The organism is Candidatus Peregrinibacteria bacterium (genome assembly GCA_016699755.1).
Lineage (GTDB): Bacteria > Patescibacteriota > Gracilibacteria > CAIRYL01.
In genome coordinates this window covers 1,145,844-1,159,131 of record CP065009.1, presented here as the reverse complement: position 1 = coordinate 1,159,131, position 13,288 = coordinate 1,145,844, and the positions used below count along the sequence as shown (strand labels likewise).

Annotated in this window: 12 protein-coding genes; 7 read left to right on the top strand and 5 right to left on the bottom strand. The window is 40.1% G+C overall.

Annotation, left to right across the window (positions count from 1 at the left end):
- Window positions 1–12: 12 nt before the first annotated feature.
- From IPN35_05200 to IPN35_05190, 3 genes are read right to left on the bottom strand one after another with little or no spacing between them, the layout of a single operon-like run.
- On the bottom strand, window positions 13–963 hold the full coding sequence (locus tag IPN35_05200) for an NDP-sugar synthase (protein ID QQS58953.1): 951 nt from the start codon (window positions 961–963) through the stop codon (window positions 13–15).
- On the bottom strand, window positions 964–2,220 hold the full coding sequence (locus IPN35_05195) for a sugar transferase (protein QQS58952.1): 1,257 nt from the start codon (window positions 2,218–2,220) through the stop codon (window positions 964–966). It lies immediately after the preceding gene.
- A 32-nt stretch (window positions 2,221–2,252) separates the two neighbouring features.
- On the bottom strand, window positions 2,253–2,939 hold the full coding sequence (locus IPN35_05190) for a ComF family protein (GenBank protein QQS58951.1): 687 nt from the start codon (window positions 2,937–2,939) through the stop codon (window positions 2,253–2,255).
- 82 nt (window positions 2,940–3,021) lie between these two features.
- On the opposite strand from IPN35_05190, the gene rpmE reads away from it, so the two are divergent.
- Complete coding sequence (rpmE, locus tag IPN35_05185; protein QQS58950.1) at window positions 3,022–3,234, top strand: 50S ribosomal protein L31; 213 nt, start codon at window positions 3,022–3,024, stop codon at window positions 3,232–3,234.
- A 394-nt stretch (window positions 3,235–3,628) separates the two neighbouring features.
- Window positions 3,629–3,793: a hypothetical protein gene (locus IPN35_05180; GenBank protein QQS58949.1), complete on the top strand. Its 165-nt coding sequence runs from the start codon at window positions 3,629–3,631 to the stop codon at window positions 3,791–3,793.
- A gap of 407 nt (window positions 3,794–4,200) precedes the next feature.
- On the opposite strand, the gene IPN35_05175 is transcribed toward IPN35_05180, so the two are convergent.
- Together IPN35_05175 and folD are read right to left on the bottom strand one after the other, a co-directional pair.
- Window positions 4,201–4,470 carry a transposase gene (locus tag IPN35_05175; GenBank protein ID QQS59943.1) on the bottom strand — a complete coding sequence of 90 codons (270 nt, stop codon included), beginning with the start codon at window positions 4,468–4,470 and terminating at the stop codon, window positions 4,201–4,203.
- 907 nt (window positions 4,471–5,377) lie between these two features.
- Complete coding sequence (folD, locus tag IPN35_05170; GenBank protein QQS58948.1) at window positions 5,378–6,226, bottom strand: bifunctional methylenetetrahydrofolate dehydrogenase/methenyltetrahydrofolate cyclohydrolase FolD; 849 nt, start codon at window positions 6,224–6,226, stop codon at window positions 5,378–5,380.
- Window positions 6,227–6,519: 293 nt separating this feature from the next.
- Here folD and IPN35_05165 point away from each other — a divergent pair, with 293 nt between their 5' ends.
- From IPN35_05165 to IPN35_05145, 5 genes are all read left to right on the top strand, one after another.
- Entirely contained in the window at window positions 6,520–7,275 is a 756-nt protein-coding gene (locus tag IPN35_05165; GenBank protein QQS58947.1) for a septum formation initiator family protein, read from the top strand.
- A gap of 38 nt (window positions 7,276–7,313) precedes the next feature.
- Window positions 7,314–9,296, top strand: a complete 1,983-nt coding sequence (locus IPN35_05160) for an FG-GAP repeat protein (protein ID QQS58946.1) — start codon at window positions 7,314–7,316, stop codon at window positions 9,294–9,296.
- Window positions 9,297–9,419: 123 nt separating this feature from the next.
- The gene (locus tag IPN35_05155) at window positions 9,420–11,423 is read left to right on the top strand and encodes a bifunctional (p)ppGpp synthetase/guanosine-3',5'-bis(diphosphate) 3'-pyrophosphohydrolase (protein QQS58945.1); all 2,004 of its coding nucleotides are present in this window, start codon (window positions 9,420–9,422) and stop codon (window positions 11,421–11,423) included.
- Window positions 11,424–11,614: 191 nt separating this feature from the next.
- Entirely contained in the window at window positions 11,615–12,556 is a 942-nt protein-coding gene (locus tag IPN35_05150) for a hypothetical protein (protein QQS58944.1), read from the top strand.
- Window positions 12,557–12,601: 45 nt separating this feature from the next.
- On the top strand, window positions 12,602–13,252 hold the full coding sequence (locus IPN35_05145) for an IS1595 family transposase (GenBank protein ID QQS58943.1): 651 nt from the start codon (window positions 12,602–12,604) through the stop codon (window positions 13,250–13,252).
- The last annotated feature ends 36 nt before the right edge of the window (window positions 13,253–13,288 follow it).

Here is a 13,288-nt window from a genome sequence, read left to right as displayed (position 1 = left end):
AAGAAAGAGATATTACTCTTTCGATAAAAAACTCTCTTCGCGGAGAGCAATTCCGCTGATATCAACTCCCGTCACAGTGGCATTTTTTCCAATAACACTATTCCGAACACTTGCGTTACGAATGGTAACGTTAGACTCAATAATGGAATTCTCAATAGTGGTGTTTTCCAAAACAGATCCTTTTGCTAAAAAAACACTTCCTCGAAAAACATTTTTTCCTTGTTTTTTTGCACCTTCATCTACTGTATTTTCTCCAACCACATGCCGATGCGCCTCCAGAAATGCAGGAAAACTCCCAATATCAAACCATGGATTATGAAAAGGAAAATACTCCACTCGCTCTCCTGTCTTTAGGAAGTGCTCAAATATCCCTCCAAGATTATCGTTGTGTTCCGTAGAGAAGCGAATGATTTCTGAAAGGAGGTGCTTTGGAAAAAATAGACAACCAGTGCTCACGAGTGTGCTTTCGGGGTCACTTGGTTTTTCTTGAAACTTCGCGACAGAAAAATTGTCTTTTGGAACGAGAACTCCAAATTTTTTGGCTTCTTCTCGATCTTTAATATCATACGCCGCGAGGAGTGGGTATTGGTTCGCTTGGCGTAAAAACGCTTCCATATCAAAAAAGAAGAGGTTGTCTCCTGCAAGAACGAGAACATCTTCTTGAATATTGAGAGAGGAAATAACGAGCGCCACTGCGGCAAGCGCACCTGTTTTTTTTTGTTCTCCCAGACAATCTTCAGAGAAAATGGTAATATCTCGATCCGAAAAAGAGGTCTGCCACTCTTCAAAATCTGTGGCGAACACGGCATTTGTGGAAACAATAACTGGAATTTTTTCTGGAAGAGACTCGAGCAAAAAAGAAATAATCGGTTTTCCACCAATAGAAAGGAGCGGTTTTGCTGTTTTTTCGGTGAGCGGCCAAAGTCGTGTTGCAAATCCGCCGGCAAGTATAATCGCTCTCATTTAGGAGCGGTGAAAAAGGAGGAGAAAAAAGCTTTTTGCAAGAAGAGCAATGTCCTTTCGAAAACTCCAATGAAGAATGTACGCGGTATCAATTTCTGTTGAATGACGAGCATCACACTGTTTTTTCTCTAGCAAGCAGAGTTGAGATGGACCAAAAATACCTGGCTTAATGACGAGGCGACGTCGTTCAAAAAGAGGCATGTTTTCTCGTTCATCCTCGGTTCGTGGACGCGGTCCCACGAGAGACATTTGTCCACAAAATACATTCCAAAATTCTGGAAGATGAAAAAAATATCTGTTCTTCGTGTGAAGAAAAGCGAGCTTTTCAAAAACATCTGTGCTTGGACCGGTTGCACATATTATTTTTGTTTTTTTGCAAAAAAGAAGCCACGGAAAGAATATGAGGAGCACAAAGAAGGAAATCAAAAGATCAAGTCCTCGTTTGGCAACCTGTCCCCATCCAAAAAGCGGAGAAAGCCCAAAGCGAATAACAGGATACTCTCCAGTATGCTCCAAATGAAAACGTGTTCGAAATGCCCCAATAACAGAGGGGGCAAGGAGAAACTCAAGATATTTCCCCTCGGCAAATAAGAGCAGATTTGGCGTTTGCTCGGGTGCTTCTGTTTGAATAATGGCATCAATTTTCTGTTCTTTGCACACTCGTTCGAGTGCATCAAGTTTTCCGAGCACGGGAACATTTTTGGAAAGGATTTTTTCTCCCCCTCCATACGGAGCAAGTGCGGCAATGGGCTGAAAGCGAGATCGTTTTTTCTGAAGCTCTTGTGTCAACATCATTGCTGTTTTCCCATTTCCAACAAGGAGCGTGCGGAGTACATTTTTCCCTCTTTCGTATTGGCGCGCCCATATTTGTTGAATTCCAAGGTGAAACCCAAATACAAATGTAGTGGAAATTCCCCAGATAAAAAGAAGAATGAGTCGTGAAAAGAAAATTTCGCGCTTAAAAAAAAATATAAGCACGAAGAGCATGGAGCCAGCAAGACATGAAACGCTAATAGCCCTGAGAAGTTCGAGCGGTCGTTTTTCCTCTAATGCGTAGAGACCAGACCACGCAAAAAAGAAGAGGAAAGCAGGTGTAATAATAAGGGAAAGAACAATGTAGGGCGAAAAAGGGAAATCGGTACTAAAATATGATCCCACTCGTAAAAAGTAAGACACAACAAATGCGATTGGAATAATAATGCTGTCTACTGCCATTTCTCCTATTTTTCGGAGTAAGAGCGGGCGCGCGTTTTTCATCAAAAGGAGTGTGCCGAATTTTTTCTCTTCTCTCAATCAAGAGAAGGAGTATTCTCACTGCTTTTTGCAAACACCATTGCTCCCACCGGAGAAAATCCAGCTTTTTTAAGGACAGACGCACATTCCTGAAGCGTTGTGTGTGTTGTGGTGACATCATCCACCAAAATAAGAGGATTCCCTTGGTATTCTGATTGTATTACATGAAAGGCTTCCGAAAGATTTTTTCGTCGCTCGTTTCCCGTAAGTGTGGTTTGTGGTGGTGTATTTCGTGTTCGCCGAAGAAGGTTTTTTACCGGTCTCTTGAGGTGTTTACTTATTGTCTCTGCAAAAAGTTCTGCTTGATTGAATCCTCGCATATTTTTTCGAAAAAAATGAAGTGGTACCGGAACCAAAATCGCATTTTTAGGAAGAACAACGTTCTGAAGTCGGTTTTTAAAAAATGGATCAAGATCTCTCAGCATTTCTTGGCAGTATCCAAATTTGATGCGTCGAATAGCACGAGAAACAAGTGGATTATGATAATCGGTCATGGCGAATAGTTTTCCAATACCAAGAACTTCCTCTGGAAAAGCCCAGTGTCCCGAATAAATATTTTTTTGACAATGCTCACAAAGCCAGACATCTTCCCGCTGGCATCCGATGCATTCAGAAGGAAAGAAGAAGTTGATAAGCACCGATAGACCAGCAGTAATATTTTTCATAGGGAGTTTGGGAAGCATATTATCAAAGTTCGTTTTGAAGAAAAAACCTTGCCAGATGATGAAAAATGTATAGAATGCATTGTACGTTCTTTAAAGTTATATGAAAACTGATATTCATCCACCGGTATTTATTGCACAGTTTACCTGCAGTTGTGGTGCAACACACAACATTGGTAACACAACGCTTAAGGAGACGCATGTGGAAATATGCTCAGAGTGTCATCCGTTTTACACGGGAAAACAGAAATTGGTCGACACAACAGGGCGTGTTGATAAATTTCGTAAAAAAGAACAAGCGGCACAACAAAAGTAGGTCGTATATTCTTCGTCTCGATACAGAAAGCCTCCCCAAAAGGGGGGCTTTCTTTGAAATTTTAGGCAGGTGTAAGTTTTTTGTGGTCTAAAATTCAGGTTTTATCCAGTTACAAGCTGACTTAAACTAGAATCATTTTTTTATGATAAAAAACGATGCCCGAAATGTGGCGTAAACACATGCAAGAAAATCGGGAACAGAAATGGAAAACAACGATACGAATGCAAGAACTGTAAGAAGAAGTTTCAGCTTAAGTAATGGAGAAGAAAAGACAAAGATAAGCTCCGAGATACATATACTGTCGGCAAACAGACACAACAACAGATTGGAGAAGATATCGGAAAAAGCAGATGGTGGGTCAACCGTGAGCTACGGGATATTTACTGCTTGAAACATGGAAGAATACTTTTCTGGAACGGCAGAAAACGCAGTAATCGACGATACCACATACTTCGAGCAGTTCGGTCTCATGGTCTTTCGTTCGGCATGTCTTAAGAAGAACCTCCTCTGGTATGAAGTGAAACACGCGACGAATAATCTCTATCGAAAGGGTATATAAGAGTTCCTTGATGATGGTTGGTATATCAGTGGGATCATAGCCGATGGCAAACAGGGTTTTCCCTGATATTCCATTCCAGATGTGCCAATTCCACCAATTCCAGATCATTGCTCGATACATCTCCAAGAAATCAAAGCTTGCAGCCGGTAAAGAACTGTGTGAACTCACATTCCTCCTCAAAGAAACCGATAGGACAAGCTTTGGGTATTGGTTTAGGAAATGGCATGGCAAATGACAAGGCTTTCTTACAGAAAGGAATATGAATCCAATCACAAAGAGACCATGTTTTACACATCAGAGGTTGTTACAAGCCTGCTTCTCGATCATAAGAAACATGGATACAGCTTGTTTGCTTTTGAACAGTGTTTTACAGATATTCCGATAATTGAATCGGAATTCTGTTTCTTTTAAATGAAGAAAGAACTTTCTCTTTCTGAACTCCGTTGAACTTCCTCAGTCTTCTTTTTGATATAATTCCAAAAGGATTCAATACTGTTGATATGTTTCTTCCTTCTCGCAAATTCATTCTTTCCGTGGTGTACTCGATAGTGCTTCTCGAATCCAAAATCCACCAGTCCGTCATATGCCTTCCAACCATCAGAATGGACATGAGAATCTGGCGACACTTTCCCTCTGATTATATGCACCAGACTCTTTGCTTTGGCATCGGGAACAATCTGCGAATAGACTTTCCTTCCTCATCTAGTCAAGACCCTTTTATAAAGCAGACCCCAAAAAACTTACACCTGCCAAAAATTCATAAAAAATAGTCGAAAGTGAGGAAAAGAATATTTTCCGCTCTGCTTTGCTCTAAAAAAACTCCTCCAATCTCCTTATTTTTTTACTATACCCCACCTCATTTATTTTTCCACCCTAAAAAGTTGACGAATGAGGAATGAGGATGGCAGAGTGATACGAAACATCGAGACCAAAAAAAACACCAACGGAAACACACACATCCCCAAACACACACATCCCCAAACACACACATCCCCAATCGACCAAAAAACCTACGACCCTTAACACTCCTCGTTCCCCACACACTTTACTCTCCCACAACAAGAAGCAAGCAGAGAATGTCCCGAGCTCTTCGACCCTCGACGTGACCATCTCGTTTCTTTTACTCCTTCTGAATTTATATTTCTGAAGTTCTGAAACGAATCACGTTCGTCTTCCCGAAGAGTTCTCCTTTCTTTGCTTCTTTCTTCTTGCTTTCCAAGTAGAATCAAAAGAACCGTCTCTTCCCTTTGATTCTCACCCCCCATCTTTAATGTTCTCATTAGAGTGTTCGCGTTTCGAAAGAACCTTGTTGTTCTTTGTCAGAAACGAGTAACGGACAAGCCGCAGGAACGGCTCAAAACCTCTCCGGAGGAAGGCAGAAGAACCAAGGAAATGGCACCCCTCAAGAGACACCGCCACCCCCTCCTTCCTTAGAGAAGAGGAAAACAGACATCCATCAGCAGAGAACCTTCTTTCTCCGTCTTGATGATCCCCCTGTTTCCCCATCTCTCAAGAAGAAACATACACACAAAAAGCATCCGTATTTTGCGGGTGTTTTTTTGTATGGAAGGAAATACGAGACTCCTATGAGCGCTTTTTCTCTGCCGCCCGAATCGTATTTTCCAAAAGACTTGCCACCGTTAGGAGCCCAACCCCCCCCGGAACAGGAGTAATAAAACCGACTTTCTGAGAAACAGCTTCAAAATTAACATCCCCAACGAGCTTTCCGTTGGGAAGTCGATTCATTCCCACGTCAATTATTACCGCGGCTTCTTTTACCATATCCGCAGTAATAAATTCTGCCTTTCCAATCGCTACTATTAGAATATCTGCTCGTTTCGTGTGTTCCGCAAGATTTTTTGTTTTTGAGTGACACACTGTTACCGTGGCACTTCGATTCGTAAGCATAACGGCAATTGGTTTTCCCACAATATTTGAGCGTCCAACTACCACCACTTCTTTTCCTTCAAGATTAATATCGTATTCTTCTAGTAAACGAATAATCCCTGCGGGAGTTGCTGGCGCCAATATTTCGCTTTCTTTTGAGAGAAACGTGTGACCTACATTGAATGGATGAAACCCATCTGCATCTTTTGTGGGGTCAATAGCCTCAATCACCTTTTGTTCAGAAATATGCGAGGGGAGAGGGAGTTGAACAATAAACCCAGTAATAGATGTGTCGGCGTTAAGTATGGAAATTTCCTCAAGAATCTCTTCTTCTCTTACTTCGCTTGGAAATTTTTTCGTGACAGAACGGATTCCTGCACGCTCACAACTTCGTTCTTTGTTTCGTACATAGACAGCACTTGCCGGATCATCTCCCACCAAAAGAACAGCAAGTGTTGGTGGAGAAGAAAGAAGTTCGGATCGCATTTTGCACTCCGCAATAATTTTTTCTGAGAGAGTCTTTCCGTCAAGAATCGTGGCACCCATAAACAAATAGAGAGAAGAAAATCACTCCAATATTGCCGTTTTGAAAGAAAAAAGGGAATGCGAATGTTTTTGTTTTTCTTCTCGAAAATACTCTCTTCAATTTTGTATATGAGAACGAAAAATAGCTTGCAAAAATATATAAATATTATATTCATTTTTTTGGCTTTCTTGTGAATTAAAAAAAGTTTTTTTTTAAAAAAGCAAATGAAAAATACTCAAAAATTATTGACTTTTTTACCATAAATTGAAACAAAATGAATATTTAACGACCTTTTTCTTTTTTCGTAAAGACTATGTCTCTCTTTTTCATTATTTCAAAAAAAATTTTTCAAAAAAGAAAAAGCGTGTTTCGTGGAATGTTTTTTATTCTTCTTTTTACGCCGTTCCTTGTTAACGCGGCAGAAAATTCAAAAACCATATTTTCCTCCGATGCTGTTTTTACTCTCTCCCTCACCAAAACCGGAACGGGAAATGGAACGTTGACCAGTGCTCCTGTAGGAATTGATTGTGGAGCAACATGCACCACTTCTTTCACCGAAGGAACGGTAGTGACTCTTACTGTAAGTGCTGATGCCGGAAGCATATTCTCTGGATGGAGTGGAGATGGAGATTGCTCTGATGGAGTAATCACAATGAATGCTCCTGTTTCTTGCACAGCAGATTTCTCTCTCTTATACGCCACTCCCGATCTCTGGACACAAGTTCTAGGAGGATCAAGCATCTTTCATCTCCTCGGAAATGTAGGAATTGGAACAAGTACTCCCAGTGAAGCACTAGAAGTGGTAGGAAAAGTAAAAGCAGATGAACTTTGCATCGGAAGTGATTGTCGTTCCGCATGGCCCGTAGGAGCAGCAAATACTTCTTCTCCTGTCCTTTTTGGAGCTGAAACCGTAGATCAGGGAACAATGGCGGAACTGCTCGAAAAAATAAAAGCTCGACAAGAAGAGATTGATACTCTTCGTCAATCGATTGAACAACTTGAGCAACAGATTACTCTTCTTGAAAAAGATAAAGAAAACGTTTCAGAAGGCGAGAGCGTGCCTGAATAAAAGAGTGTGTTTGTCATTTTCCTTTTTTGCATCCCGTTATGAAACACATGCTCTTTCGAAATAGTATTCTCGTCTTTTCTTTTTTTGGAATACTTCTTCTTTTTGAAACGCCAGTCTTAGCAAATCAGTACATGAGCCAATCGGATATCGAAATGCAAATGTTGCGATATAAGGATTTTACGTTTCAAGAGCCACGAGGAGGACTCAATTTTTTTCCGGTATTCTCTTCATTTTTTGAACCGGTTTTTTCTGCACTCGACACGGCACTTACGAACAAAAAAACTGCGTCCGATGGAGTCTCTTACGACACCTTCGGTGCCGCTATGGCGATGGAAGGAGACACACTTGTTGTTGGGGCGGATGCTACAGAAGATTTTTTTACTTCAAATCTTGGAGTAGGGGCAGTCTATGTTTTTGAAAAAATTGGAGGAGTGTGGACAGAAACCCAGAAATTAACCGCAAGTGATGGAAATGACAATGATCATTTCGGAAATAGCATTGCTCTTTCTGGAAACACCATGTTTATTAGTGCTATGACGAAAGAGGTTGGTACACATCAATCAGAAGGGGCAGTCTATGTTTTTGAAAAAATTGGAGGAGTGTGGACAGAAACCCAGAAATTAACCGCAAGTGATCCTTACGAAATAAATCACTTTTTTGGAGATAGTGTTGCATTTGACGGAGGAAATTATGCGGTTATTAGCGCGCCTTGGACGCCAATTTATGCTGTCCACGGAGATGCCTATGTTTTTGAAAAAATTGGAGGAGTGTGGATAGAGGTGCAAAAACTTCAAGCGAGTAATGGCTTTAACGGAGATCATTTTGGAATAGAAGTTGCTATGAGTGGAGAAACAATCGCCATCACCTCTTGGAATGCCACTCCCAGCGGAAATGCTACATACTCTGGGGCAATTTATATTTTTACCCGCAACGCCACGACTGGTGTGTGGGAAGAGACCCAAGAGGTGGCCCCCTCCACGTCGTCTCCTGGTCAGGGATTTGGTTTAGCAATGAATATAAAGGGTAATACGCTTATTGCCGGTGCGCCGTTTTACAAAGAAGGAACTACAGGGGATGCAGGGCGGGTTACTGTTTTTCAAAAACAGAGTGGCAATTTTGTGGAAACACAAATCCTTTCTCCGAGTAGTCCTACAACGGGGAGGAAATTTGGCTCTTCGGTAGCGTTTGAGAATAATACCCTTCTGGTTGGTGCGTATGGTGACAGTACCCCAAAGGGATCTGAAAGAGGCTCGGCCTACCAATTTGAGCTTTCTGGTGGGACATGGTCACAGCAGGAAAAATTTTATGCGTCCGATGGAGCGTATCAAGATCGATTTGGAGGACGGGTAGTTCTCTCGCAAGGAGAGGCAGTTGTTTCTGCCCCACTCGATGATGACAAGGGAACCTCTTCTGGCTCTGCTTACTTTTTAGGAACGATTAGCACTCCAATACTTCAGACTCTCTCCCTCACCAAAACCGGAACGGGAAATGGAACGTTGACCAGTGCTCCTGTAGGAATTGATTGTGGAGCAACATGCACCACTTCTTTCACCGAAGGAACAGTAGTGACTCTTACCGTAAGTGCTGATGCCGGAAGCATATTCTCTGGATGGAGTGGAGATGGAGATTGCTCTGATGGAGTAATCACAATGAATGCTCCTGTTTCTTGCACAGCAGATTTCTCTCTCTTATACGCCACTCCCGATCTCTGGACACAAGTTCTAGGAGGATCAAGCATCTTTCATCTCCTCGGAAATGTAGGAATTGGAACAAGTACTCCCAGTGAAGCACTAGAAGTGGTAGGAAAAGTAAAAGCAGATGAACTTTGCATCGGAAGTGATTGTCGTTCCGCATGGCCCGTAGGAGCAGCAAATACTTCTTCTCCTGTCCTTTTTGGAGCTGAAACCGTAGATCAGGGAACAATGGCGGAACTGCTCGAAAAAATTCATCAACAAGAAGAAGAGATCACAACACTTAAAAGCACCTTTGAAGCACTAAAAGAAAGGGCAGAGAATTTGTAGATTGCTGCACAGCTCCCCTCTCTTTTTTTAAGGAGAGGTTATGCAAGCGCGTGATTCGCACGATAATCAAAAACTCAATATGCCCAACAATATTTTTTTCATGAGTTGTGTAGAAAATATATTATGGATGCACATAAAAGGTGGTGTTTTTCTCAAAAAAACGGTACCAAGAAAGAAATGACGTGGAACGAATTGCAATCGGCAATACAACAACAGGGAAATTTCGATGAAAAGCGTATAGAAGGTGCTTATCAACTTGCAGAAAAAGTACACCATGGACAAAAACGAAAAACAGGAGAGCCATATCTCTCTCATCCCGTTGCGGTTGCTCAAAGTCTTTTTGATATTGGAGCAGATGAAGAAACCATTATTGCCGCCCTTTTGCACGATACTATTGAAGATACAATACTTACTGTTCAAGAAATTTCTTCTCAATTTGGTGAATCCATAGGACATCTTGTTGATGCGGTAACGAAGGTCTCAAAGACAAAGTTTTTTGGGAGTTTTGATTCTCAAAAAACAGCAACTTTTCGAAAAATACTTTCAGGAAGTGTTCTTGATGAGCGGGCAATTATTATAAAATTGGCAGATCGAGCGCACAATGTGGAGACTATCTCTGAATTTCTCAAAACAAAACAACAAAGAATTGCTCAAGAAACAATGGATATCTACTACCCTCTTGCAAAAGTTTTTGGCATTTGGAAATTTAAAAAAACCTATGAAGATTTTTGTTTTCCCATTATTCACCCTGACGTTTTTCAGGAGCTTCATAAGAATCTTTCGGGATGGAAAACTGAGATTTTCAGGGACTCCAAAAAGGTTATTTCGGAAATAGAGAGCGATTTTCAGAAGCAATTTTTGTACTTTGAAATACGCCCCTCTTTTTACTCTCCTGCTGATATTTTTTATGAAATGGAGGCAAAAAATATTCCGTCTTCAGAAATTCATCCTTTTCATATTGATGTTATTGTTGAGAACGCTTCTGAATGCTATGCAGCACTTGGAGCTCTCCATAAAAAATATTTTTGGAAAGAAAAGGAATTTGCAGACTACATTTCTATTCCAAAGAGTAATGGATACCAAGGGATTCACACCTCTGTATTCACCAGCATGTCAAAGCCTCTTGAATTTCACATAAAAACAAGAGCAATGAATTACTCAAACCAAAGTGGGTCATATTTTTTTTCACCAGAGAGTTTTTTGAAAAAACCATTTCAAAACTCCCTTCATGCGCTTGATAAAAACTATTATTTTTCTCAGCAATTTTGGTCAGATCTTCATAAAGATGTTCTTCAAAAAAAAATATTAACATTTACTCGTCAGGGAAAAGCAATGGCACTTCCTGTGCACGCCTCTGGAATTGATTTTTCTTATGTGTCAGATGCTAAAAAGGCACACTATCTTGAGGACATTAAGATAAATGGAATTCTTCAGCCCATCACCACCATTTTACAAAACGGAGATGTGGTGGAACCAATTTATAGCAGATTTCCTAAGGCAGAGAATTTTTGGCTCAATCATACTCGAACAGGAATTGCAAAATATCACATGCTGCATTGGTTTTCGGGACTGACCAAGCAACAAAAATATATCATGGGAAGAGCGGCTCTTGTGAGGGAGTTCTTAAAAATTGGTGAAAGCTACGAAAAAATGATGAGTAGAAAAATGAAAAAAATACTCGACAATGAATATCCCGAAAATAGTTTCCGACAAATTATAGAAAAAGTGGGAGAAGGTGTTATTAGTCCAAAAGAATTTCTGGAAAAATATCTCGAGTGCAAAAAGAAAATACGAGAAGAATCCTTTTTTCTTTCTCATTTTGACAAATGGAAAGAGGCTTTTTATGCAAAATTCTTTTTTCTTTTTACCGCCAATGTTTTAAATCCAAACTCACAAATAGTTCAAATAAATATTGAGGCGAAAGATAGACAGGGGATGCTCTATGATATTTTGGGAATATTTGCAAAAAGGAAAATAAATGTTGCTACCCTCAGGGTATATTCTCTTCGTCCTTCTCGAAATGCACTTTACAAAATAGGAATTGAAGTGGAGCGCTATAGTCAGGTAAGTGAGATATTCGATGAACTTCTTGAGGTGCATGGAGTAAGAAACTTGACAAGAGGTTGATTTTTTTAAAAAATCAAATACTTTGTAAATATAACTTAAAAAAGATGACGCTCGCCCTCTCGGATAATGTGTCGGCTAAAGGATATCGTCCTGTTGCAGAAAAAAGAAGTGGAAGAATGCAGCGACATGACATAAACAGAATGAATCCAGGCTCGAATCAGGAGTTGGCGCAAAGGTTGTATTCCCTTTACATGGAAAAAGATTTTAATACTCTGCCCCAAGATAATGAGCACTATGGAAATATTTGCAAAAAAGTATATGAAAGGCTTATTAAGGTTACAGATATTTCGAAAAAAACATTATATTTTTTGGGCGCCACCCCGTTTGATCTCGAGAGAGGCGGCTTGCAACTTGATTATCAGGAGGGGGAGCGTAAAAAAATGGGCGACATTATTGCATGTGCCCAAAACCTTGTTTTTCATAGTATCAGTCGCTCAGATCTTCAGAAGGTTTATGAAAAACTTGAGCAAAAATGGAGGAAAAAAAAAGATGTTCCAGAAAATATATGTCTTCTTGCGGATGATATTAGTGGGGGTGCTGATGGTTTTTTAATGGAATTTTTTGATGATCAAGGAGAAGCCTCGAAGAGTGTCGAAGAAATATTAATCAAAATGCGAGGAATCTGGTCAAACACTGCTTCTTGTGTCTCTCACAATGGACACTACGATGACGAAAGAATTCCCTTTGCAGATATTGGATTTTCACTCATGGTGCAGAATGCAACTATTGTCCCAGTAAGAAAGGCACTCTGGAAAATTCTTGAGAGAGATTTTCCACTAAAAACATCGGATAAGGAAAAACGTACACAAGTGGAAGAGTCTATTTTCAATTTTATGAAAGAGTATAATCTTTGGCTTTTTAAATCGTCACTGAAGAGCTGGTTTAGAAAAAGTCCCAATGGCGAGCTTATTATCTTTATGGATACCGGAACGGAACATTATGAGAGAGAAAATGGAGAGATCCTCTATGGAAAAGTTGACAAGACAAGAGTCTACAGAAATATTGAGCCAAATTATGAAAACGATCTTGCAAGAATCGGTCTTAGTGCTCAAAAGAGAAAGAGCTGGTCATGGAAAGATGACAATGACCATCAGCATCCAGTAGAAGTTGTGACAGTACAGAAGGAAGTATAATTTTTGGCTCTTGAGTAGGAAAATCATTTCGATTATCCTCTCAACATGCTTAAACACGCCAAAATATCAGACTACAAAATAAAAAAAATATTGATGTGTTTTTGTGAAGATATCGATGCCTCAAAAACAGCAAGAATTCTAGAAATAAATCGAAGGACTATTGATCGGTATTTTAATATCTTCCGAGAAAAAATAACTCTTCACGCCATCGCTCAAAGTAAGGAATCTGGAGAGTTTGAACTTGATGAAAGTTATTTTGGAGCTAAAAGAGTACGAGGTAAAAGAGGAAGAGGGGCAGCCGGAAAAACACCAGTCTTTGGTATACTTAAACGAGACGGAAAAGTATCAGTAACCATCGTAAAGAAATGCAGTAGAGAAGAGTTATTGCCTATCATACAGGGAAAAATACTCGAAGGTTCCACTATCCACACCGATGGCTGGAGGGCTTATGACGGACTCATTCTAAATGGGTATGATCACTATCGTGTCTACCATTCCCATGATGAATTTGCTCGAGGAAAATGCCATGTGAATGGCATAGAATCTTTCTGGTCATTTGCCAAGAGAAGACTCTCTAAATTCAACGGTATTGCTTCTCATAAGTTTAATCTTCATCTGAAAGAATGTGAGTTCCGATGGAACTATAAAGATCAGAATCTTTATGATAAAATGCTAAAGATTTTGAAGAAATTTTAAAATCTGCTACTCAAGAGCCTAATTTTTATTACGAAT

Excerpts from the sequence above, each read along its gene's own strand:
- IPN35_05165 (QQS58947.1), top strand. The coding sequence starts at position 6,520 with ATGTCTCTCTTTTTCATTATTTCAAAAAAAATTTTTCAAAAAAGAAAA.
- IPN35_05160 (QQS58946.1), top strand. The coding sequence starts at position 7,314 with ATGAAACACATGCTCTTTCGAAATAGTATTCTCGTCTTTTCTTTTTTT.
- rpmE (QQS58950.1), top strand. The coding sequence starts at position 3,022 with ATGAAAACTGATATTCATCCACCGGTATTTATTGCACAGTTTACCTGC.
- IPN35_05200 (QQS58953.1), bottom strand. The coding sequence starts at position 963 with ATGAGAGCGATTATACTTGCCGGCGGATTTGCAACACGACTTTGGCCG.
- IPN35_05190 (QQS58951.1), bottom strand. The coding sequence starts at position 2,939 with ATGCTTCCCAAACTCCCTATGAAAAATATTACTGCTGGTCTATCGGTG.
- IPN35_05195 (QQS58952.1), bottom strand. The coding sequence starts at position 2,220 with ATGAAAAACGCGCGCCCGCTCTTACTCCGAAAAATAGGAGAAATGGCA.
- IPN35_05180 (QQS58949.1), top strand. The coding sequence starts at position 3,629 with ATGGAAGAATACTTTTCTGGAACGGCAGAAAACGCAGTAATCGACGAT.
- IPN35_05150 (QQS58944.1), top strand. The coding sequence starts at position 11,615 with ATGGAAAAAGATTTTAATACTCTGCCCCAAGATAATGAGCACTATGGA.
- IPN35_05145 (QQS58943.1), top strand. The coding sequence starts at position 12,602 with ATGCTTAAACACGCCAAAATATCAGACTACAAAATAAAAAAAATATTG.
- folD (QQS58948.1), bottom strand. The coding sequence starts at position 6,226 with ATGGGTGCCACGATTCTTGACGGAAAGACTCTCTCAGAAAAAATTATT.
- IPN35_05155 (QQS58945.1), top strand. The coding sequence starts at position 9,420 with ATGGATGCACATAAAAGGTGGTGTTTTTCTCAAAAAAACGGTACCAAG.